General features: G+C 72.3%; 18 protein-coding genes. 15 read left to right on the top strand and 3 right to left on the bottom strand.

The window, feature by feature from the left end; all coding sequences use genetic code 11:
- Window positions 1-103 precede the first annotated feature (103 nt).
- The gene (locus tag WFI16_RS19410) at window positions 104-766 is read left to right on the top strand and encodes an aspartate/glutamate racemase family protein (RefSeq protein ID WP_419899507.1); all 663 of its coding nucleotides are present in this window, start codon (window positions 104-106) and stop codon (window positions 764-766) included.
- Window positions 767-785: 19 nt separating this feature from the next.
- Here WFI16_RS19410 and WFI16_RS19405 read toward each other — a convergent pair whose 3' ends face one another.
- Window positions 786-1,817: a LacI family DNA-binding transcriptional regulator gene (locus tag WFI16_RS19405; protein ID WP_419899506.1), complete on the bottom strand. Its 1,032-nt coding sequence runs from the start codon at window positions 1,815-1,817 to the stop codon at window positions 786-788.
- A gap of 332 nt (window positions 1,818-2,149) precedes the next feature.
- Here WFI16_RS19405 and WFI16_RS19400 point away from each other — a divergent pair, with 332 nt between their 5' ends.
- The 9 genes from WFI16_RS19400 (at window position 2,150) to WFI16_RS19360 (ending at window position 13,990) form a co-directional block, all read left to right on the top strand.
- Window positions 2,150-3,529, top strand: a complete 1,380-nt coding sequence (locus tag WFI16_RS19400; RefSeq protein ID WP_419899505.1) for an LLM class flavin-dependent oxidoreductase — start codon at window positions 2,150-2,152, stop codon at window positions 3,527-3,529.
- 2 nt (window positions 3,530-3,531) lie between these two features.
- A complete protein-coding gene (locus WFI16_RS19395) occupies window positions 3,532-4,062 on the top strand; it encodes a flavin reductase family protein (protein ID WP_419899504.1) in 531 nt (176 codons plus the stop codon).
- 51 nt (window positions 4,063-4,113) lie between these two features.
- Window positions 4,114-5,103, top strand: a complete 990-nt coding sequence (locus tag WFI16_RS19390) for a Bug family tripartite tricarboxylate transporter substrate binding protein (RefSeq protein WP_419899503.1) — start codon at window positions 4,114-4,116, stop codon at window positions 5,101-5,103.
- Window positions 5,104-5,145: 42 nt separating this feature from the next.
- Window positions 5,146-6,507: an acyclic terpene utilization AtuA family protein gene (locus WFI16_RS19385; RefSeq protein WP_419899502.1), complete on the top strand. Its 1,362-nt coding sequence runs from the start codon at window positions 5,146-5,148 to the stop codon at window positions 6,505-6,507.
- A 14-nt stretch (window positions 6,508-6,521) separates the two neighbouring features.
- A complete protein-coding gene (locus WFI16_RS19380; RefSeq protein WP_419899501.1) occupies window positions 6,522-6,839 on the top strand; it encodes a DUF4387 domain-containing protein in 318 nt (105 codons plus the stop codon).
- Between the two features lie 99 nt (window positions 6,840-6,938).
- Window positions 6,939-8,180: an MFS transporter gene (locus WFI16_RS19375; RefSeq protein ID WP_419899500.1), complete on the top strand. Its 1,242-nt coding sequence runs from the start codon at window positions 6,939-6,941 to the stop codon at window positions 8,178-8,180.
- A gap of 49 nt (window positions 8,181-8,229) precedes the next feature.
- Complete coding sequence (locus WFI16_RS19370; RefSeq protein ID WP_419899499.1) at window positions 8,230-9,867, top strand: (2,3-dihydroxybenzoyl)adenylate synthase; 1,638 nt, start codon at window positions 8,230-8,232, stop codon at window positions 9,865-9,867.
- Window positions 9,868-9,890: 23 nt separating this feature from the next.
- Window positions 9,891-10,139, top strand: a complete 249-nt coding sequence (locus WFI16_RS19365; RefSeq protein ID WP_419899498.1) for a phosphopantetheine-binding protein — start codon at window positions 9,891-9,893, stop codon at window positions 10,137-10,139.
- Between the two features lie 5 nt (window positions 10,140-10,144).
- Complete coding sequence (locus WFI16_RS19360) at window positions 10,145-13,990, top strand: amino acid adenylation domain-containing protein (protein ID WP_419899497.1); 3,846 nt, start codon at window positions 10,145-10,147, stop codon at window positions 13,988-13,990.
- A 63-nt stretch (window positions 13,991-14,053) separates the two neighbouring features.
- Here WFI16_RS19360 and WFI16_RS19355 read toward each other — a convergent pair whose 3' ends face one another.
- Window positions 14,054-15,121, bottom strand: a complete 1,068-nt coding sequence (locus WFI16_RS19355; protein WP_419899496.1) for a YncE family protein — start codon at window positions 15,119-15,121, stop codon at window positions 14,054-14,056.
- 205 nt (window positions 15,122-15,326) lie between these two features.
- Between WFI16_RS19355 and WFI16_RS19350 the strand changes: the two genes are divergently transcribed.
- From WFI16_RS19350 to WFI16_RS19330, 5 genes are read left to right on the top strand one after another with little or no spacing between them, the layout of a single operon-like run.
- Complete coding sequence (locus WFI16_RS19350) at window positions 15,327-16,526, top strand: ABC transporter substrate-binding protein (protein WP_419899495.1); 1,200 nt, start codon at window positions 15,327-15,329, stop codon at window positions 16,524-16,526.
- A 4-nt stretch (window positions 16,527-16,530) separates the two neighbouring features.
- On the top strand, window positions 16,531-17,403 hold the full coding sequence (locus WFI16_RS19345) for a branched-chain amino acid ABC transporter permease (RefSeq protein WP_419899494.1): 873 nt from the start codon (window positions 16,531-16,533) through the stop codon (window positions 17,401-17,403).
- A 23-nt stretch (window positions 17,404-17,426) separates the two neighbouring features.
- Window positions 17,427-18,338 carry a branched-chain amino acid ABC transporter permease gene (locus WFI16_RS19340; protein WP_419899493.1) on the top strand — a complete coding sequence of 304 codons (912 nt, stop codon included), beginning with the start codon at window positions 17,427-17,429 and terminating at the stop codon, window positions 18,336-18,338.
- Window positions 18,335-19,084 (top strand): ABC transporter ATP-binding protein, encoded by a 750-nt coding sequence (locus WFI16_RS19335; protein ID WP_419899492.1) that lies wholly within the window; start codon window positions 18,335-18,337, stop codon window positions 19,082-19,084. The genes WFI16_RS19340 and WFI16_RS19335 overlap by 4 nt, the downstream gene beginning before the upstream one ends.
- On the top strand, window positions 19,081-19,782 hold the full coding sequence (locus tag WFI16_RS19330) for an ABC transporter ATP-binding protein (RefSeq protein ID WP_419899491.1): 702 nt from the start codon (window positions 19,081-19,083) through the stop codon (window positions 19,780-19,782). The genes WFI16_RS19335 and WFI16_RS19330 overlap by 4 nt, the downstream gene beginning before the upstream one ends.
- On the opposite strand, the gene WFI16_RS19325 is transcribed toward WFI16_RS19330, so the two are convergent.
- A complete protein-coding gene (locus WFI16_RS19325; protein WP_419899490.1) occupies window positions 19,729-20,583 on the bottom strand; it encodes an alpha/beta hydrolase in 855 nt (284 codons plus the stop codon). The two genes, WFI16_RS19330 and WFI16_RS19325, sit on opposite strands and share 54 nt — an antisense overlap.

The raw sequence follows: 20,583 nt of genomic DNA, 5'->3' as shown, positions 1-20,583 counted from the left end.
AGCCCCCGCCGCGGTCAAGCGGGCAAAGCCGGGCCCGCCCTTTCCCGCGCCCCGGCTTCCGCTATGGTCGGCGCGGCACGCCCAGGGGAGGATGGAAAGAAAAATGCGCCGCATTGCCGTCATCAGCGTCACGCTGAACGCCGTCACGCCGATGATGCGCCGCTTCGCGCAGGAGCCCGGCGCCTGGGCGGTGACCAACCTGCTGGACGAGGCGCTGCAGGCCGAGATCGCCGCCGAGGGCCGCGTCACCGACCGCGCCATGGCGCAGATGGGCGGCCTGCTCGGCCGCGCCGCGGCGATCCGGGCGGAGGCGGTGCTGCTGACCTGCACCGTCTTCTCGCCCTCACTGCCGGCGCTGCGCCAGCTCTTCGCCATGCCGCTGATCGGCGCCGACGTGGCGATGCTGGAACAGGCGGCGGCGCTGCGGCGGCGCACCGCCATCCTCTGCACCTTCCCGGCCGCGCTGGCCGGGTCGGCGGCGATGTTCGAGGCGGCCTCCGGCGGCATGCCGGCCGATGTGACGCTGGTGGAGGGCGCCCAGGCCGCCATGGCCGCCGGCGATGCCGCCCGGCACGACGCGCTGATCGCCGAGGCGGTCCGGGCGAAGGCCCGGACGCATCAGGCGGTGGTGCTGGCGCAGATGTCGATGGCCGGCGCCGCCGCGCTGCTGCCCGAATTCCTGGCGCCCGACGCCCCGGTGCCGCTGCTGACCAGCCCGGACTGCGCCGTCGCCGCGCTGCGGGCGGCGCTGCCGGCCGGCAGCTGAGCCCCGCCCGCCGCCGCGCCTAGCCGGAGGAGCCGCGCACCACCAGCCGGCCGCGCAGCGACACCGTCTCGTCCGGCAGGCCGCGATCGGCCATGCGCGCCCGCAGCAGGTCGAGGGCGCGGCCGATCATCGCCGGCAGCGGCTGCTCCACCGTGGTCAGGTCGTAATGCGGCCAGGCGGCGGCCGGCAGCCCGTCGAAGCCGACCACCGCCATGTCGCGCGGCGCCGCCAGCCCGGCCATGCGCAGCGCGTCGATCACCCCCATCGCCATCACGTCGCTGACCGCGAAGACCGCGTCCGGCCGCTGCTCCGGCGGCAGCGCGGCGATCGCCTGGCCGGCCGCATAGCCGCCCTGATGCGTCGAGCGCCCGTCCAGCCGCCGCGGCGGCGCCAGCCCCATCGCCTGCAGCGCCTCGCAGAAGCCCTGGTCGCGCTCCTGCCCGGTCGAGCTGGAGGTCGAGGTGCGCACCAGCGCGAAGCGGCGTCGGCCCTGCGCCACCAGCAGCTCGGCCAGCTGGCGGCTGCCGAAGCGGTTGTCGCAGGTCACCGCGCTGCAGTTCAGCCGGGCGACGCGGTTGACCATGACCACCGGCACGCCATTGGCGGCGCAGACGGCGCCGACATGCGAGGGCAGCTCGACCGAGGTCATCAGGCAGCCATCGACCTGGTATTGCAGCAGGGCGTCGGCGGTCAGGTCCTCGATGGCGCCGGCGCCGGCATGGATCACCAGCAGCCGCATGCCGCGCCCGGCCGCCTGGCGCACCGCCTCGTGCAGCAGCTCGGTGTAGAAGGGGTTGGTGGGCGGGCCGAGCACCACGCCGATCAGCCCGCTGCGGCCGGAGGACATGGTGCGCGCCGAGGCATGCGGCGTGTAGCCCAGCTCCTGCGCCAGCCGGGCGATGCGCGCCCGCGTCTCGGCGGAGATCCTGGTGTCGCCCTTCAGCGCCCGCGAGATGGTCGAGGGCGCGACGCCGATCTGCCGCGACAGGGTAACGATGGTGGTGCGGCGGCCCTCCGGCGGGGCGGGCGCCTTGGGCGGCAGGTCCTTCATGCCGGCATCTTAGCATGGCTGCGGCCGCCGCAAGGCGCTGCCGGGCAAAATAGCGCGCAAATTTTTGCGCAGTTATTTGCGCTGCACCATGCCCATGAGGCCCCAAGATACATGCGCGGACTCGCAATCATGCGTTGACACCGCCGAAGGAACCGGCGCTATATCAGGCCAACGATGCGCAAACGTTCGCGCATCCAGCGCCGGCAACCATCCGGGGCTGTGGAGGAAACAGGTGGCGAGCGGCGGTCCGGCAGGACCGCCAGGAGCGGCGACGCGTGACCGGGCCCCTGCCCGCCCGCCGCCGCCGGCCCGCCCGGGAAGGAGGATTGGCCATGAGCGGCACGCAGCGTCAGATCAAGATGGTGGGCTTCCTGCAGGCGCAGAACTGCTCCATCGCGCCGGGCTCCTGGCGGCATCCGGCCGGGGCCACCGACTTCACCTCGCCCGAGTACTTCCAGCGCCTCGGCCGCGTCATGGAGGAGGGCAAGTTCCACATGACCTTCTTTGACGACCGCCTGGCGCTGCCCGACATCTTCAACGACGACTACCGCGACGCCGTCGCCAATGGCGTGCGCGTGGTGAAGATGGACCCGGTCTCGATCATCACCATGATCGGCGCCGCGACCAGCCGGCTCGGCCTCGGCATCACCTATTCGACCACTTATTACGAGCCCTTCCACGTCGCCCGCCTGTTCGGCACGCTCGACCTGATGACCAAGGGGCGCGCGGCCTGGAATGTCGTCACCTCGCTGAACAATTCGGAGGCCGCCAATTTCGGCCGCACCGAGCACCTGGCGCATGACCTGCGCTACGACCGCGCCGACGAGTTCATGGAAGTCGTCATGGGCCTCTGGGACTCCTGGGAGGATGGCGCGCTGCTGCTCGACAAGGAGAGCGGCCGCTTCGCCGACCCCAGCCGCGTGCATGCGCTGAACCACAAGGGGAAGTACTTCTCGGCCAAGGGCCCGCTGCCGGTGCCGCGCTCGGCGCAGGGCTCGCCGGTGCTGATCCAGGCCGGGCAGAGCGGCCGTGGCCGCAGCTTCGCCGGCCGCTGGGGCGAGCTTATTTTTGTCGTCTACCCCAACCTGGCCGTTGGCCAGAAGCAGTATGGCGAGCTGAAGGCCGCGGTGGCCGCGGCCGGCCGCAACCCGGACGAGGTCAATGTCTGCCCGGCCTGCTATGTCTGCGTGGCCGACACCCAGCAGGCGGCCGAGGAGAAGCGCGAATACATCCGCGCCCTGGCCAAGCCGATCGACGCGCTGGTGCTGCTGTCGGAGGCGCTGAACTTCGATTTCGGCAGCAAGGACCTGGATTCGGAATTCACCGATGACGAGCTGCAAAAGCTGTCCTGGAGCGGCTTCCGCGACCGGGTGGTGACGCTCTCCGGCAAGCCCAACCCGACGGTGCGCGACTTCGTCCATTTCTCCGGCCGCGGCACCATCGGCGAGTTCCCGATCTTCTGCGGCACGCCGAAGACGGTGGCCGACCAGATGGAGGAATGGTTTTCTTCGGGTGCCTGCGACGGCTTCGTGCTGGCGGCGACGCACACCCCGGGCGCCTTCGAGGATTTCTCGCGCTACGTGGTGCCGGAGCTGCAGCGCCGCGGCCTCTACCACAAGGATTATGCCGGCGCGACGCTGCGCGAGAATCTCGGCCTGCGGCGGCCGGCAGCCGGCGACTGGCGCAAGCCGCAGCTGCGCCAGGCCTCCTGACCATGCCGGGCGACAGCCTGCTGCAGGAGGCGGTGCCGCTGGACGCCGCCGGCTTCCGCCGCTGCCTGCGCGGCCAGGCCGGCAGCGTTGCCGTCATCACCTGCGGCACCGGCCCCGCCCGCACCGGGCTGACGGCCACCGCCGTTTGCCCGGTGACCGACGCGCCGCCGACGCTGCTGGTCTGCGTCAATGCCGCCGCCAGCGCGCATCCGGTGATCCGCGCCAGCGGCCGCTTCGGCATCAACCTCCTGGCCGCCGGGCAGGAGGCGATCGCCGGCCGCTTTGCCGGGCGGGACGGGCTGGCCGGCGCGGCGCGCTATGCCGGCGCCGACTGGCACCAGGCGCCGGGCGGCGCGCCGCTGCTGCGCGCGGCGCTGGTGGGCTTCGACTGCGCGCTGGAGGCCGAGCACCGGCATGGCAGCCACTCGGTCTTCATCGGCCGCGTCGAGGCCGCGCTGTGGCGCGAGGATGCGGCGCCGCTGCTCTATCTCGACGGCCGCTTCGGCCAGTTCGCCGCGCCGCCATCCGGCTGATCCGCGGCGCGACGCCGCAGCCAACGACAAGAAGAAGTGGGAGAGAAACGCATGACACCGAGCCGCCGCCAGCTGCTGCAGGCGACCGCCGCCACCCCGATGGCCATCGCCCTGGCCACCCCCGCCCTGCACGGCGCCCGGGCCGAGGCCGGCTGGCCGAACAAGCCGGTGCGCATCGTCGTGCCCTATGCCCCCGGCGGCGGCACCGATGTCACCACCCGCGCGCTGGCCGAGGTGCTCGGCCAGAAGCTCGGCCAGACCTTCGTCATCGATAACCGCGCCGGCGCCAATGGCGTGGTCGGCTCCGAGGGCATCGCCCGCAGCGCGCCGGATGGCTACAGCTTCGTCGCCGCCACCAGCACGCATGTGATGAACCGGCAGATCGTGCCGCAGCTGCCCTATCATCCGATCAACGACTTCACGCCGATCGCCATGCTGGCGCGCTATCCGCTGGTGCTGATGACCGGCAAGGACAGCCCCTACAGGACGCTGGCCGACCTGCTGCAGGATGCGCGGGCGAAGCGCGGCCAGATCGCGCAGGGCACCTCGGACGCGCAATCCTCCTACTGCGCCAACAATTTCGCCCGCCAGGCCAAGGTCGAGCTGGTCGAGGTGCCCTATCGCGGCAGCGGCGCCTATCTGGCCGACCTGACCGGCGGCCACCTGCCGGTCGCCTGGGGCAGCACGGCGACCGCCATGCCGCTGCTGTCCGCCGGCACGGTGCGGGTCCTGGCGATCTCCTCGCCCGAGCGCTCGCGCTTCCTGCCCGAGGTGCCGACGCTCGCCGAGGCCGGTGTCGAGAACGCGGCCTTCGCCGGCTGGTTCGGCCTCTTCGCCCCGGCGAAGCTGGCGCCCGCCATCGCCGACAAGCTGAACGCCACCATCCAGGAGGCCTTCGCCGATCCGGCGATGCGCAAGCGGCTGGACAGCTTCGCCGTCGATCCGGCGCCGATGGACCGCGCCGCCTTCGCCAGCCTGCTGCTCGAGGAGGACCGCCGCTGGGAGGCCGCCGCGCGCGACAACCTGCTGCCGCGCGGCTGATCCCCTCTCCCGAGAATTCCCCGACCGCATCAGGAGCCTGACTTGAACGAATATCGCATGCTCTCGACCAGCGGCATCCTCGGCTATGGCTATGCCGAGGAATCGCTGAGGATCGGCATGTCGTGGCAGCCGCATCTGATCGGCTGCGACGGCGGCAGCACCGATCCCGGCCCCTACTACCTGGGCGCGGGAAAATCCTTCACCTCGCGCCTGGCGGTGAAGCGCGACCTGCGGCTGATGCTGATCGCCGCCGTCGCCGCGCGCATCCCCTGCATCATCGGCACCGCCGGCGGCGCCGGCGGCGAGCCGCATCTGCAGGACACGGCCGCCCTGGTCCGCGAGATCGCCCGCGAGGAAGGTCTTTCCTTCAAGATGGCGCTGATCCATTCGGAGCAGTCGAAGGAATCGCTGATCGAGCGGGTGAATGCCGGCAAGTCGCGGCCGCTGGGAAAGATGCCGCCACTGGATGCCGAGCGCATCAACCGCGCCGAGCGCATCGTCGGCATGATGGGACCGGAGCCTTTCGTGAAGGCGCTGGATGGCGGCGCGCAGGTGATCCTGGCCGGCCGCTCCAGCGACCCGGCGCAATGGGCCGGCCCGGCCATGCGCGCCGGCATCCCGCCGGCGCCCGCCTGGTATGCCGGCAAGATGCTGGAATGCGGCGCCGAGCCCTCGGTGCCGAAGGAGCCGGACAATATCTTTCTTCGTGTCTACGACGACCATCTCATCTGCGAGCCGCCGAACCCGATCCGCCGCTCGACGCCGCTGGCGGTCGCCAATTTCGCGCTGCACGAGAATTCCAGCCCGATCCACCACACCGAGCCCGGCGGGCTGCTCTACACCAGCGACTGTGTCTTCGAGGCGGTGAGCGACCGCGCCGTCAAGGTCAGCGGCATGACCTGGACGCCGGCCAAGGAATACACCGTCAAGCTGGAAGGCGTGGAGCGCGCCGGCTATCGCGCCATCACCATCTGCGGCACCCGCGACCCGGTGCTGATCGGCCAGATCGACAGCTACCTGGCGACGCATCGCGAGAAGGTGGGCCTCAAGGCCGCGGCCTTCGGCGTGCCGGCCGAGGACTATGTCATGACCGTCCGCACCTATGGCAAGGATGGCGTGATGGCCGCCTGGGAGCCGGTGAAGCAGATCACCTCGCACGAGCTCGGCTTCGTCATCGAGGTGATCGGCAAGACCCAGGACATCGCCAATGCGGTGATCGCCATGGCGCGCACCTCGATGCTGCATGCCGACTTCCCCGGGCGTTTGTGCAAGGAGGGCAACATGGCCTTCCCCTTCAGCCCCTCGGATATCGAGCTCGGCCCGATGTTCCGCTTCAGCGTCTTCCACACGGTGGCGCCGAAGGATCCCTGCGAGATGTTCCCCATCGAATACGAGACCGTCTGAAAAGGCCCGGAAGAATGCCCCGCATCCGCGACATCGCGCAGATCTGCAAGAGCAAGAATGCCGGCCCCTTCATGGTCACCATCGACGTGCTGTTCGAGGACCATGAGCGCTACCGCCAGGTGAAGGCCACCGGCGTGCTGAACGCCGCCCTCTTCGCCCGCCTCTACGGCGTGGCGGAGGCGGATGTGCTCTTCACCCCCTACGACACGGCGGCCGCCTTCAAGGCGACGCTGCCGCGGCTGGTGCCGGCCGGCGACATCGGCGACACCGATGTCTATGGCGCGCAGCAGCACGCCCCGCTGCTGGATGTCGAGGTGCCGATCACCCTCTGACCCACCGCGCGGCGGCGGCAGCCCCGCCGCCCCGCGCTGTTGCGAATGGATCGCATCCAGGGCTATAGCCCGCCCGGCATGACGGGAAAGGATGCGACCATGGCGGACCCCGCGGATGCCGCCCCGCCGCCGCGGCTGCGCGACCCGGTGCTGCTGGCGCTGATGGTCGCCACCTTCTCCGGCAGCCTGGCGATGATGGCCTTCGTCGCGCTGATCGGCCCGGTAGCCCGCGTCGCCGGCCTCGCCCCCTGGCAGGCCGGCCTGGCGGTCACCGCCTCGGGCATCCTGTGGATGCTGGGGGCGCGGCCCTGGGGCCTGGCCAGCGACCGGCTGGGCCGCCGCCGGGTGCTGCTGATCGGCGCCACGGGCTTCACCCTGGCCTATTGGGCGCTCTGCCTGGTGATCGACGCGGCGCTGCGCTGGCAATTCCCGGCCTGGCTGGCGCTGCTCGGCCTGGTCGCCGGCCGCGCTGCCGTGGGCGGCACCTATGCCGCCATCCCCGCCGCCAGCGGCGCGCTGATCGCCGACCGCGTCGCACCCGCGCACCGCGCCGGGGCCATGGCGCTGCTCGGCACCGGCAGCGGCGCCGGGCTGGTGATGGGCCCGGCCGTCGCAGCGGCCCTGGTCCCCTACGGGCTCAGCACCCCGCTGCTGGCCACCGCCGCGCTGCCGCTGGTGGCGCTGCTGGCCATCCTGATCCTGGTGCCGGCCGAGCCGCAGCAGACGCGCCCGCCCCGCAGGGCGATCAGCCTGCGCGACCGGCGGCTGCGCCATCCGCTGGCGATCGGCTTCAGCGCCATGTTCAGCGTCGCCATCGCCCAGGTCAGCATCGGCTTCTTCGCCCTCGACCGGCTGGGCCTGCCGCCCGAGGCCGCGGCGCAGGCCGCCGGCAGCGCGCTGATGCTGGTGGGCGTCGCGCTGGTGCTGTCCCAGGCCATTGCCGTCCGGCTGCGCCTGCCGCCGCGGGTGATGATCGGCAGCGGCGCGGCGGTGGCCGGGCTCGGCTTCGGCGCGGTCGCCCTGGCCGGCGATGCCGTCGCCCTCGGCGCCTGCTATTTCGTCGCGGCCGCCGGCATGGGCTGGGTCTTCCCGGCCTTCCAGGCGATGACCGCCAATGCGGTCGGCCCCGGCGAGCAGGGCGGCGCCGCCGGCGCGGCGGGCGCGGCGCAGGGCCTCGGCATGGTGGCCGGGCCGGTGGCGGGCAGCCTGCTCTACATGGCCGGGCCGACGCTGCCCTACCTGCTGGTGGCCGGGCTGCTGCTGGCGGCCTCGGCCTCGGTCTGGCTGACCCGCGGCGGCCGCGCGGCGCCGCCCCTTGCCCGGCCGGGGCCCGGGGCTTAATGATAATGACTATCAATTCGCGTCCCGCCCCGCGCCCCTAGGAAGACGGATGTCCGCCCTGCTGCCGCTGAACCAGACCTGGCCCGCCGCGTTCGCGGCACGCTACCGGGCCGCCGGCTACTGGCGCGGCGAGACCTTCGTCTCGTTCCTGCGCGACCGGGTCGCGGCGCATCCCGACCGGATCGCCATCGTCGGCGGCGGGCAGCGCTGGTCCTATGCCGGGCTGGCGGCGCGGGCGGAGAAGGCGGCGGCCGGCTTCCTGGCGCTGGGGCTGCGGCCCGGCGACCGGGTGGTGGTGCAGCTGGGGAACATCCCGGAATTCTTCGCGGCGGTCTTCGGCCTGTTCCGCGCCGGGCTGGTGCCGGTCTATGCCCTGCCGGCGCACCGCCTGACCGAGATCGCGCATTTCGTGCGGAAATCCGAAGCCGCGGCCTATCTGGCCGCCGCCCGCGGCGTCGACGGCTTCGACCATGCCGCCCTGGCCCGCGCCCTGCCGGAGGCCGCGCCGACGCTGCGGCATGTGGTGCTGGTCGGCGAGGCCGGCGAATTCACCGCCTTCGACAGCCTGGACGGCGACCGCGCCACCCTGCCGGCCGATCCCGACCCGTCCAGCGTCGCCTTCCTGCAGATCTCCGGCGGCACCACCGGCCTGTCGAAGCTCATCCCGCGGACGCATGACGACTACATCTACAGCTTCCGCGCCAGCAATGCGGTCTGCGATGTCACCGGCGACAGCGTCTATCTGGTGGCGCTGCCGGCGGCGCACAACTTTCCGATGAGTTCGCCCGGCCATATGGGCACGCTCTATGCCGGCGGCCGCGTGGTGCTCAGCCCGCTGCCCAGCCCGGACACCGCCTTCCCGCTGATCGCCGCCGAGAAGGTGACCATCACCGGGCTGGTGCCGCCGCTGGCGCTGCTCTGGGCCCAGGCGGCGACGGGCACGCGGCACGACCTGTCGAGCCTCGACGTGCTGCTGGTCGGCGGCGCCAAGCTGACGCCGGAGGCCGCCCGCCGCCTGCGCGCCGCCCTGTCCTGTAGGCTGCAGCAGGTCTTCGGCATGGCCGAGGGGCTGGTGAACTACACCCGCCTGGACGACCCCGAGGCGGTGGTGCTGGAGACCCAGGGCCGGCCGCAGAGCCCGGGCGACGAGGTGCTGATCCTCGACGATCTGGGCCGGCCGGTGCCCGAGGGCGAGCCCGGCCACCTGCTGACCCGCGGCCCCTATACCATCCGCGCTTACCACAATGACGACGCCGCCAATGCGCGCTCCTTCACCGCGGACGGCTTCTACCGCACCGGCGACATCGTCCGCCGCACGGCCGAGGGCAATCTGGTCGTGCAGGGCCGCGCCGGCGACCATATCAACCGCGCCGGCGAGAAGATCTCGGCGGAGGAGATCGAGGATCATCTGCTGGCGCATGATGCGGTGTTCGACGCCGTCGTCGTCTCCGTCCCCGACGAATTCCTGGGCGAGCGCAGCTGCGCCTTCGTCATCCCGCGCGGCGCGGCGCCGAAGGGCGCGGCGCTGAAGGCCTGGATGCGCGGCCGCGGCATCGCCGAGTTCAAGGTGCCCGACCAGGTCGTCATCGTCGATGAATTCGAGACCACCGCCGCCGGCAAGATCAGCCGCAAGGAGCTGCGCGCCCGGCTGCGCGCCCGCCTGCTGGCCGAGGAAGCCGCCGGCTGACACCCAGGGAATCTCTTTCCGTCATGACCGAACACCTGCCCCTGACCCGCGAGCGCATGCGCGACGACATCGCCAGGCTGCTGCGCATGCCCGCCGGCGAGATCGGCGATGATGACGATCTGGGCGATCTCGGCCTGGATTCGATGCGCGCCATGGCGCTGCTGCAGCGCTGGACCGAGGGCGGCCTGGCGCTGGACTTCGCCGAGATGGCCGAGCGCCCGAGCCTGGCCGCCTGGTGGGCGGTCGCCGGGCGCGCCCAAGCGAAGGACTGACAGCGATGGCTGACGGGGGCGCCGCGGCCCGGCTGGACCTGCCGCTGACCGAGGCGCAGGAGGGGCTGTGGTATGCGCAAGCCCTCGACCCCGGCAATCCGCTGTTCAACACCGGCCAGTATATCGCCCTGACCGGCCCGCTGGAGGTCGACGCCTTCCACCGCGCCGTCGACGGCATGGTGGCCGAGGCCGATGGTCTGGCGCTGCGCATCGCCGAGACGCCCGAGGGCATCCGCCAGCGGCTGGACGTGACCCAGCGCCCCTGGCTGCAGATCGTCGACGTCTCTGCCGAGGCTGATCCCCTCGCGGTCGCGCGGCAGGACATGCTGGCCGACATGGCGACGCCGGTCGATCCGGCGCGCGGCGGGCTGGCGGCGGAGCGGCTGTATCGCCTGGGGCCCGACCGCCATCTCTGGTACCAGCGCGCGCATCATCTGGTGCTGGACGGCTTCGGCACCGAGCTGCTGGTCAGGCGCGTCGCCGAACTCTATGCCGGCACCCCCGGCCGCCCGCTGGCCGGCTATGCCGCAACCGCCGAGGCCGATGCCGCCTATCGCGCTGGCCCCCGCCGGGCGGAGGATGCCGCCTATTGGCGCGCGCTGATGCAGGGCGCCCCGGACAGCCCCGTCGCCGGCACCGCGCTGACCGGCCGCGCCGCGCATCGTGCCCATGCCATGATCGGCGACGAGGCCGGCGCCGCCCTGCGCCGGGTGGCCGAGGCCCTGGAGCTGGCCTGGCCGGACCTGCTGACGGCGCTGCTCGGCGCCTATTGCCGCCGCCTGACCGCCGAGCCGGAGGCGGTGATCGGCGTCACCTTCATGAACCGCTTCGGCAGCGCCGCGGCGCGGGTGCCCTCGACGCTGATGAACGTTCTGCCGCTGCGCATCCGCTTCGACGAGGACCTGCCGCTGGCCGAGGCGGTCGCCGATGTCGCCGACCAGCTGGCCCGGCTGCGCCGCCATGGCCGCTACCGCGGCGAGCAGCTGCGCCGCGACCTCGGCCGCATCGGCGGCGGGCGGCGGCTGCATGGCGCCATCGTCAACATCCAGCCCTACCATGCCATCCCGCCCTTCGCCGGCCTCACCGCCGAGCTGCATCTGCTCGGCACCGGGCCGGTCGACGACATCACCTTCGACCTGCGCACCGATCCCGGCGCCTCCCGCCTGCGGCTGGATGTCGAGGCCAATCCCGGCCTGCACACCGCCGAGGAAGCCGCCGCCCACGCCCTCCGCGCCGCTGGCTTTGTCGAGGCCGTGTTGGCCGCCGGCCGCTTCGACACGGTGCCGCTGGCGACGCCGGCGGAAGCGCAGCGCTTCGTCCATGACGTCAACGCCACGGCGCATCCGTTGCCGGAGACCACCCTGGCCGCGCTGATGGCCGAGACGATGGCCGCGCATTGCGACGAGGTCGCGCTGGTCTTCGAGGGCGCCACCCTCTCCTATGCCGAGCTCGACCGCCGCAGCGCGGGCCTGGCCGCGGCGCTGGCGGCGCGGAACATCGGCCCGGGCGCGCTGGTGGCGGTGGCGCTCGACCGCTCCTTCGAGCTGGTCGTCGCCCTGGTCGGCGTGCTGCGCGCCGGCGCCGGCTACCTGCCGCTCGACCCGGCGCATCCGCCGGAGCGGCTGGCGCGCATCCTGGCTTCCGCCCAGCCGGCGCTGATCCTGTCGGCCACGGCGCTGACCGGGGCCGTGCCGACCCTGCTGCCCGATGCCTGGCCGGCCGAAGGAAGCGCCCCGGCAGGCCCGGGCGTCGATGACGTGGCCTATGCGCTCTACACTTCCGGCTCCACCGGCGAGCCGAAGGGCGCGGTCATCACCCACCGCGCCATCGTCAACCGGCTGCTCTGGATGGCGGCGCAATATGGCGTCACCCCGGCGGACCGCATCCTGCAGAAGACCGCCGCCACCTTCGACGTCTCGGTCTGGGAGTTTTTCTTACCCCTCATCACCGGCGCGCGGCTGGTGCTGGCCGCACCCGGCGCGCAGCGCGACCCGGCGGCGATCGCCAGCCTGATCCGCGGCCAGGACGTCAGCATCGCGCATTTCGTGCCCTCGATGCTGGCCGCCTTCCTGGCGCATCCGGACGCCGCCGGGCTGCATCTGGGAAAAGTCTTCTGCTCGGGCGAGGCGCTGACCGACGAGCTGCGCGACCGCTTCCACGCCACCATGACCGCCGAGCTGCACAACCTCTACGGCCCGACCGAGGCTGCCGTCGATGTCAGCCACTGGCCCGCCGGCCCCGCCGACCGCAGCCGCCCGCTGCCCATCGGCTTCCCGGTCTGGAATACCTTTCTGTACATTCTGGACGAGGCGTTGCGCCCGTTGCCGCCCGGCGTCACCGGCCATCTGTTCATCGGCGGCGTGCAACTGGCGAAAGAATATCTCGGCCGCCCCGACCTGACCGCGCGCGCCTTCATCGCCGATCCCTTCCGCCCCGGGCAGCGGATGTACCGCACCGGCGACCTGGCGATGTTCCGCGCCGACGGCGCCATCCTCTATCTCGGCCGCTCGGACGGGCAGGTGAAGCTCAGAGGCTTCCGCATCGAGCTGGGCGAGATCGAGGCCGCCATCGCCGTCTTCCCGACCGTGCGCCAGGTCCGCGTCATCGCCCGCGAAGACCGCCCCGGCGACCGGCGCCTGGTCGCCTATCTGGTGGTGGCCGCCGGCCATGACCCCGAGGCGCTGCGCGCCCATCTGGCGGCGCGCCTGCCCGACTACATGATCCCGGCCGCCTTCATGCCCCTGGCCGAGCTGCCGGTGAACAGCAGCGGCAAGCTGGACCGCGCCGCCCTGCCCGCCCCGGATCTCGCCACCCCGCCCGGCCGTGCGCCGGAGGGCGAGACCGAGACCCGCCTCGCCGCGCTCTTCGCCGCGACGCTGGGGCTGCCGACCATCGGCGCCGAGGACGACTTCTTCGCCCTCGGCGGCCATTCGCTGCTGGCCGTCGAGCTGACGCAGAAGATCCGAAAAGAATTCGGCCGCGACCCGGGCCTCGGCGCGCTGTTCGAGCGGCCGAGCGTCGCCCGCCTCGCCCGCCTGCTGGACAGCAGCGCCCTGCCGCCCAGCGATGACGGGCTGCGGCCGCTGCTGCGCCTCGGCAGCGGCGAGGCCGCGGCGCCGCTCTTCGTCATCCACCCCGCCGGCGGCATCGCCTGGTGCTATGGCGGCCTGGCCCGGGCGCTGGCCCCGGCGCGCAGCACCTTCGGGCTGCAGGCTCCCTCGCTCGATGCCGCTGTGCCCCCCCCGGCCGACATGGCCGCGCTGGCCGAGGACTACGCCACCCGCGTCGCCGAGGCCCAGGCAGAGGGCCCGATCCATCTGGCGGGCTGGTCGGTCGGCGGCATCATCGCCCAGGCCATGGCGGTCGCGCTGCAGCGGCGCGGGCGGCAGGTCGGGCTGCTGGCGCTGCTCGACGCCTATCCGGCCGATGCCTGGCGCGCCGAGCCCGAGCCCGACCCGGCCGCCATCTACCGCGCCCTGCTGGTGATTGCCGGCCACGACCCGGCGCAGCATCCCGACCTGCCCCTGGAACGCGCGCCCGTCATCGACTTCCTGCGGCGCGGCGGCACGCCGCTCGGCCGGCTGCCGGAGGCGGCGCTGGACGGCGTGGTGCGGGTGGTCGAGGGCAACAACCGCCTGGTGCGCGGCCACCACCATGCCCGCTTCGACGGCCGGCTGGTGCATTTCCGCGCGGCCCATGACCATGCCGGCCGGGCGCTGGCGCCGTCGATGTGGGCGCCCTATGCCACCACGCTCGAGGTGATCGACATCCCGGCGCTGCATGGCGAGATGATGGGCGCCCGGGCCACCGCCCTCATCGCCCCGGCCCTGCTGCGGCGCATGGCCGGGTGACGCCCGGACAGGCCAGGGGACAGCCCAGGGGACGGGCCAACGGCCCGCCCCGGCCGACAGAAATCAGGCGCGGATCAGGCTGACGGTGTCGCCGTTCGGATCCTCGACCGGCGGCTGGCCGCGGGGTGCCGAGCGCGCCTTGTTGGTGACATAGGCCAGGCCCGAGCGGCGATCGACGGCCACCGTGTTGGGCTGCGACCCCGTCGCCAGGTTTGCCTTCAGGTCGAGCGCCTTGGCGTCGATCACGCTGACGGTGCCCGCACCGCGGTTGGCGACATAGGCCAGCGACCCGTCGCCCGAGAGGGTGACGCCCAGCGCGCCGGCGCCGGTCTCCAGCGCCTTCACCACCTGGCCCGAGGCGGCATCCAGCACGGTCAGCTGGCCGCTCTTCTGGTTGGTGACGAACAGCCGCTGGCTGCCGGCCTGGAAGGCGATGTTGATGGCGCCCTCGCCGCCCGAGGCGAAGCGGCGGATGCCGGCCTTGCGCGACAGGCTGACCTCGACCACCTCGTTCGACTGCAGCGCCGTGGCGAACAGCCGGTCGCCGGCCGGATCATGCGCCACGCCGATGATGCCGCCTTCCAGCCCCTCGGTGATCACCGAGGCGATCCTGTTGGCGGCGGTATCGACCACCCAGATGGCGCTGGGCTTGTCGCGCGCGCCGAAGACGGTGACGAAGGCCCGGTCATTCGCCTCGTCGACGATCACCTGGCGCAGATGCGCGCCCTCGCCCTCGGCGATGCGCGCCTTCACCGCCCCGGCCTTCGGATCGATCACCAGCAGCGTGCCGGCCCGCGTGCCGGTGGCGAACAGCATCCCGCTGCGGTCATTGGCGGCCAGGCCGAAGGCGGCCTCCTCGCCGAGCTCGATGGTCGCCTTCACCTCCAGCGTGCGCGGGTCGAGGCCGAGGATCTTCGCCTCCTTCGCGCCGCGCGGCCCGGCGGCGGCGACATGCACCAGCCCGGTGGCATGGCTGACGACGAGCTCGTAGAGGCCGCCGGGGGCCAGCTTCACGGTCTTCTCCACCGCCGCGGCGGCAAAGGCCGGGCGGCAGGCGAGGGTCAGCGCGCCGGCGCCGAACAGCGCCAGGGCGCCGCGGCGCGACAGCTTAGGGGCAAGGGAGAGCGACATGGTGCCTGGTCCTTCCGGGCAGTCCTGAGAATGGTTCTCATTATCGCCCGACCGGGCGGCCAGGGCAATCGGGCGGCGGCGCGGCGCATGACGCGGCGGACAGGGCCGGCGGCCGCCGCCCGGCTTGCCAGGGCCGGATGCCGCTGTCAGAAGAGCATGCAACTCATTCGCAGCCAGTGACGGCGCCGGCCGGCAGGGGATCTCAATGCCGCAGCATTGCCAAAAGAACATCTTCTCGCCCGGCCGTCGCGCGCTGCTGGCGGGTGCCGCCGGCCTGGCGCTGGCCCGCCCTGCCCTCGCCCAGGCCGCGCCCTTGCGCATCGGCATGGTCACCTCGCTCTCCGGCCCCTTCACCGCGCTGGGCGAGAGCATGCGCGCCGGCATGCAGCTGCTGCTGGCGCAGGCGGACCAGAGCATCGCCGGCCGGAAGGTGGAATTCCTGGTCGAGGACGACCAGGCCCGCCCCGAGGAAGGCGTGCGCAAGGCGCGCAAGCTGATCGGCCAGGACAAGGTCGACCTGCTCTGCGGCGTCATCAGCTCCGGCGTGGCGCTGGCGCTGCGCGACGTGGTGACCGAGGCGCGGATGCCGACCTTCCTGCTCGGCTCGGCCAACGACCTGGCGCGGAAGGCGGCCAGCCCCTTCATCCTGCGTCCGACCAAGACCAACTGGATGCTGGGCGACACCGCCGCCCGCTGGACCTATGAGAAGGTCTCGAAGTCGAAGGTGCTGACCGTCGGCTCCGACTATGCCGCGGGCCGCGAGTATATCGGCGACTTCGCCGAGGGCTATCGCCGGCTCGGCGGCAGCATCGGCCGGCAGCTCTGGACGCCGCTGGGCAGCGCCGATTTCGGCCCGCTGCTGACCAGCATCGCCTCCGAGCGGCCGGAGGTGGTCTATGGCTTCTTCGCCGGCAGCGACGCCGTCCGCTTCCTGCGGCAATGGAAGGAATACCGCCTGGCCGGGCGCGTGCCGCTGGTCGGCACCGGCGCCTTCTTCGACCAGGAGGATGTGCTGCCGGCCGTCGGCGACGCCGCGCTTGGCGCCGTCAACACCTTCCACCAGTCGCCCACCGCCCCGGCCAGCGCCGCCTTCATCGAGGCCTATCGCGCGACCGGCAAGCCGCTGCCCGGCGAGTTCAGCACCACCGGCTATGTCTGCGGCCAGGTGATCAAGGCGGCGCTGGAGCGCGGCCATGGCGACCTCGCCGACTGGGAGAAGATCCGCGCCGGGCTCTTCGCCGCGCCGGTGGAGACCGCCTTCGGCCCGATGCCCTTCGACCCGCGCAACGGCCAGGCGATCCTCGACATCCATGTCAACGAGGTGACGCGCGGCAGCGACGGCAAGCTGGTCAACACCGTGCGGCACACCTATGCCCAGGTGCGCGACCCCGGCATCCCCGCCTGATCCCATGCCGGGCTATGCCGCCATCCAGGTGCTGAACGCGCTGTCCTTCTCGGCGCTGCTGCTGCTGACCGGGCTGGGCCTGTCGGTGGTGCTCAGCCTGATGAATTTCGTCAACCTGGCGCATGGGTCCTTCTATCTGCTGGGCTCCTATATCGCGGTCCACTGGCTGGCCTCCGGCGCGCCCTGGTGGATGGCCTTCCCGGTGGCCTTCCTGGCCACCGCCCTGGCCGGCGCGCTGCTGGAACGCTTTCCGCTGCGCGCCTTCTATGCCCGGCCGCATCTGATGCAGGTGCTGCTGACCTATGGCCTCTCGGTGATCTTCGCCGACCTGATGCGCTGGGGCTTCGGCGCGCAGATTCTCTCCCCTGAACTGCCGGAAATGCTGCAGGGCGTCCTCTTCCTGTTCGACATGCCCTTCCCGATCTACCGGCTGTTCATCATCGGCGCCGGCTTCGCCCTGGCGCTCGGCCTGTGGCTGCTGTTCGACCGCACGATGTGGGGCGCCGTGGTGCGCGCCGCCGTCAGCGACCGCGGCATCCTCGAGACGCTGGGCATCGACACCCGCCGGCTGTTCGCCGCCGTCTTCATGCTCTCGGCCGGATTGGGCGGCCTCAGCGGCGCGCTCGGCGCGGGCATGCTCGCCGCCTATCCCGGCCTCGACGAAGAGGTGCTGATCCTGGCCCTGATCACCGTGGTGGTCGGCGGGCTGGGCAGCTTCGGCGGCACGGTGCTGAGCGCGCTGGTCGTCGGCTTCGCGCTGACCTTCAGCAAGGTCTGGTTCCCGGAATTCGCCAATCTCGCCGCCTTCTCGGCGATGATCGCGCTGCTGCTGGCCCGCCCCAACGGCCTGGTCGCGCCGCCACTGCGCCAGCTATGATTCCTTTCCGGTCTGCCCTCCCGATGGTCGGGCTGGCGGTCATTGCCATTGTCGCGGCCCTGGCCGGCGATTTCCACCTGCGCTTCCTGGCGGAGATCCTGATCATCGGCACCGCGGTGCTCAGCCTCGACCTGCTGATCGGCTTCGGGGGCCTGATCTCGCTCGGCCATGCCGCGCTGTTCGGCTCCGCCGCCTATGCCGCGGCCATCGCCGCCCAGCAGCTCGGCGCCTCGCTGCCGCTGATGCTCGGCATCGGCATCGCCATGGGCACCGCGGTCGCGGCGCTGATGGGCCTGGTCATCCTGCGCGCCGGCAGCCTCTTCCTGCTCATTCTCGCGCTGCTCTTCGGCCAGATCGTCTGGGAGATCGCTTTTCACTGGCGCGCGGTCACCGGCGGTGCCGACGGGCTGCGCGGGCTGCCGCCGCTGTCGCTCGGGCCCTGGGCGCTGGGCGATGCGCGCGCGCTCTTTGTCCTCGCCGGGCTGCTGGCGCTGGGCAGCCTGAGTGTCGCGCGCAGCTTCGTCGCCTCCCCGCTCGGCCGCGCGCTGATCGGCACGCGGGAACAGCCGATCCGCCTGCAGGCCCTGGGCTACAATCTCTTCTCCGTGCGCTTCCGCGCGCTGCTCGTCGCCGGCGCCATGGCCGGTGCGGCGGGGTCGCTCTACCCCTTCGTCAACCTCTATATCGGGCCGCAGAGCGTGCATTGGACGCTGTCGGCGACGATGATCATCATGCTGGTGATCGGCGGCGTCGGCTCGCTCTGGGGCGCCTTCCTGGGCACGGCGGTCTATCTGGCGCTGCAGACCTATGTCGGCGCCTGGACCGATCGCTGGCAGCTCTGCGTCGGGCTGCTGTTCGTGCTGACCGTGCTGGTGATGCCGCAGGGGCTGGCGAGCGGCGTTCGGCGGCTGGCCCGCAGGGAGCCCCGGCCATGACCGCGCTGCTGCAGGTCGACGGCGTCGCCAAGAATTTCGGACAGTTTGCCGCCGTCAGCGATGTCTCGCTCGACCTGCGGGCTGGCGAGACGCTCGGGTTGATCGGTCCGAATGGCGCCGGCAAGACCACGCTGTTCAACATGATCACCGGCTTCCTCAGGCCCGACAGGGGGAGCGTGCGCTTCGACGGCGCCGCCATCGACGGCCTTTCGCCGGCGCAGCGCGTGGCGCGCGGTCTGGTGCGCAGCTTCCAGAAGCCGATGCTGTTCCCGGCGCTCAGCTTGCGCGAGAACATCGCCATGGCGGCGCGCCAGCAGGCCGGGCGCGGCCTGTCCTGGTGGGGCGGCGCCCGCGCCAGCCGCGCCGCGAATGACCAGGCCGACCGCCTGCTGGCCGAGGCCGGGCTGCGGCAGCGTGCCGAGGCCCGCGTCGCGGACCTGGCCTATGGCGAGCAGCGCATGGCCGACCTGCTGATCGCCCTGGCCCTGCGGCCGCGCCTGCTGCTGCTGGACGAGCCCACCGCCGGCCTCGCACCCGAGGAAGCGCGCCGCCTGCTGGCCCTCATCCGCCGGCATGACCAGGGCAGCGCGGTGATGCTGATCACCCATGAGGTGGAGATCGCCTTCGCCAGCTGCGACCGCATCGCCGTGCTCGATCTGGGACGGCTGCTCTGCCTCGACCGGCCGGAGGCCGTGCGGGCGCATCCGGCGGTGCGCGAAGCCTATCTCGGGGCGCTGGCGGCATGATGCTGGAGCTCGACAGCCTCTCCGCCCATTACGGCAGCGTCGAGGTTTTCTCCAATGTTTCGCTGCGCATCGCCGCCGGCGAGAAGGTGGCGCTGCTCGGCCGCAACGGTGCCGGCAAGACGACGCTGGTGCAGGCGCTGTTCAACCTCGGCCCGCGCCTGTCCGGCACCATCCGCCTGCGGGGCGAGGCGGTGCAGGACTGGCCGACGCACCGCATCGCGCGGCGCGGCATGGCGCTGGTGCCGCAGGGGCGCGGCCTGTTCCCGACGCTGTCGGTGACGGAGAATCTGCGCCTCGCCACGCTGCGCCAGCCGCGCGGCGAATGGACACTGGAGAAAATCTTCGAGACCTTCCCGCGGCTGGCGGAGCGGCGGCAGGCCTCCAGCAGCGCGCTCAGCGGCGGCGAGCGGCAATTGCTGGCGATCGGCCGCGCCCTGCTGACCCAGGCGCCGCTGCTGGTGCTGGACGAGCCCAGCGAAGGCCTGGCGCCGATGATGGCGGAAGAAATCATCGTCCAGCATGTGGGCCGCCTGGCCGAGGCCGGGCTGACCGTGCTGCTGGCCGAGCAGAATGCGGCACTCGCCTTGCGCCTCTGCCCGCGCGCCCTGGTGCTGTCCGGGCGGCGGCTGGTCTTCGACGGGCCGTCAGAGGCGCTGCTCGCCGACCGCGCGCTCCTCCAGGAACACCTGGGCGTCTGAGGCCAGCAGAAAGCGCAGTGACCGCAGCAGCCCGAGCGGCAGCATCGAGGCATGCGTCTCGCCGGCGCAGACTTCCGCCTGGATCCGCGCCTGCGGCAGGCAGGAGCCCAGCACCGTCGCCATCTCGCGCAGATTGCTGACCATGCCACGCCGCCCGCGCCGCGCGGCGATCTCTTCCGCGCCCGGCAGCCCGGCTTCCCAGGGGGCGAGGCCTTCCTCCCATTCGCCGACGGCCAGGAAGACATCCGGCCGGGCATCGGCGGTCTTGGCGAGCCCGCGCAGCAACCGCGGCCGGTCCCACCAGATCGAGGGGCTGAGCGCGCCATAGCCGCTGAACAGGGCGCGGTCATGCGCCAGCAGGTCCAGCACCAGATTGCCCGCCAGGGAATGGCCGATGATGATCTGCCGCGCCGGGTCGATCGGCGCCTGCCGCGCCACCAGCGGCCGCGCCAGGTCGCGCAGCATGTCGCGGAAGCCGTCGCGCCCGCCGGAGGCGCCGCGATGCGGCTCCTCCGAGGGTGGCCCGGCGGTGTAGTCGAAGCCGCGGCGCGCGCGGTCGAAGCCCCCCTCGGTCGGATAGGCGATGCCGGCCAGGATGGCGGGTGCCATGCGCGTCACCTTCTGCCGCGCGGCCGAGATGCGCAGGGTCTCCAGCGCCGTGCCGAAGCAGGCATTGGCGTCCAGCAGCCAGACCACGGGAAATCCGGCCGGCGGTGCGGGCGCATCGGGCACCGCCAGCCAGAGCTGCCAGCCGCCCGGAATCTCGAGAACCTGCGTGCCCGGCAGGGAAACCGGCGGCAC

The organism is Roseomonas sp. USHLN139 (assembly GCF_037145735.1).
Taxonomy (GTDB): Bacteria; Pseudomonadota; Alphaproteobacteria; order Acetobacterales; family Acetobacteraceae; genus Pseudoroseomonas.
Note: the sequence above shows the minus strand (reverse complement) of the source record. Positions and strands in the feature narration are given on the sequence as shown.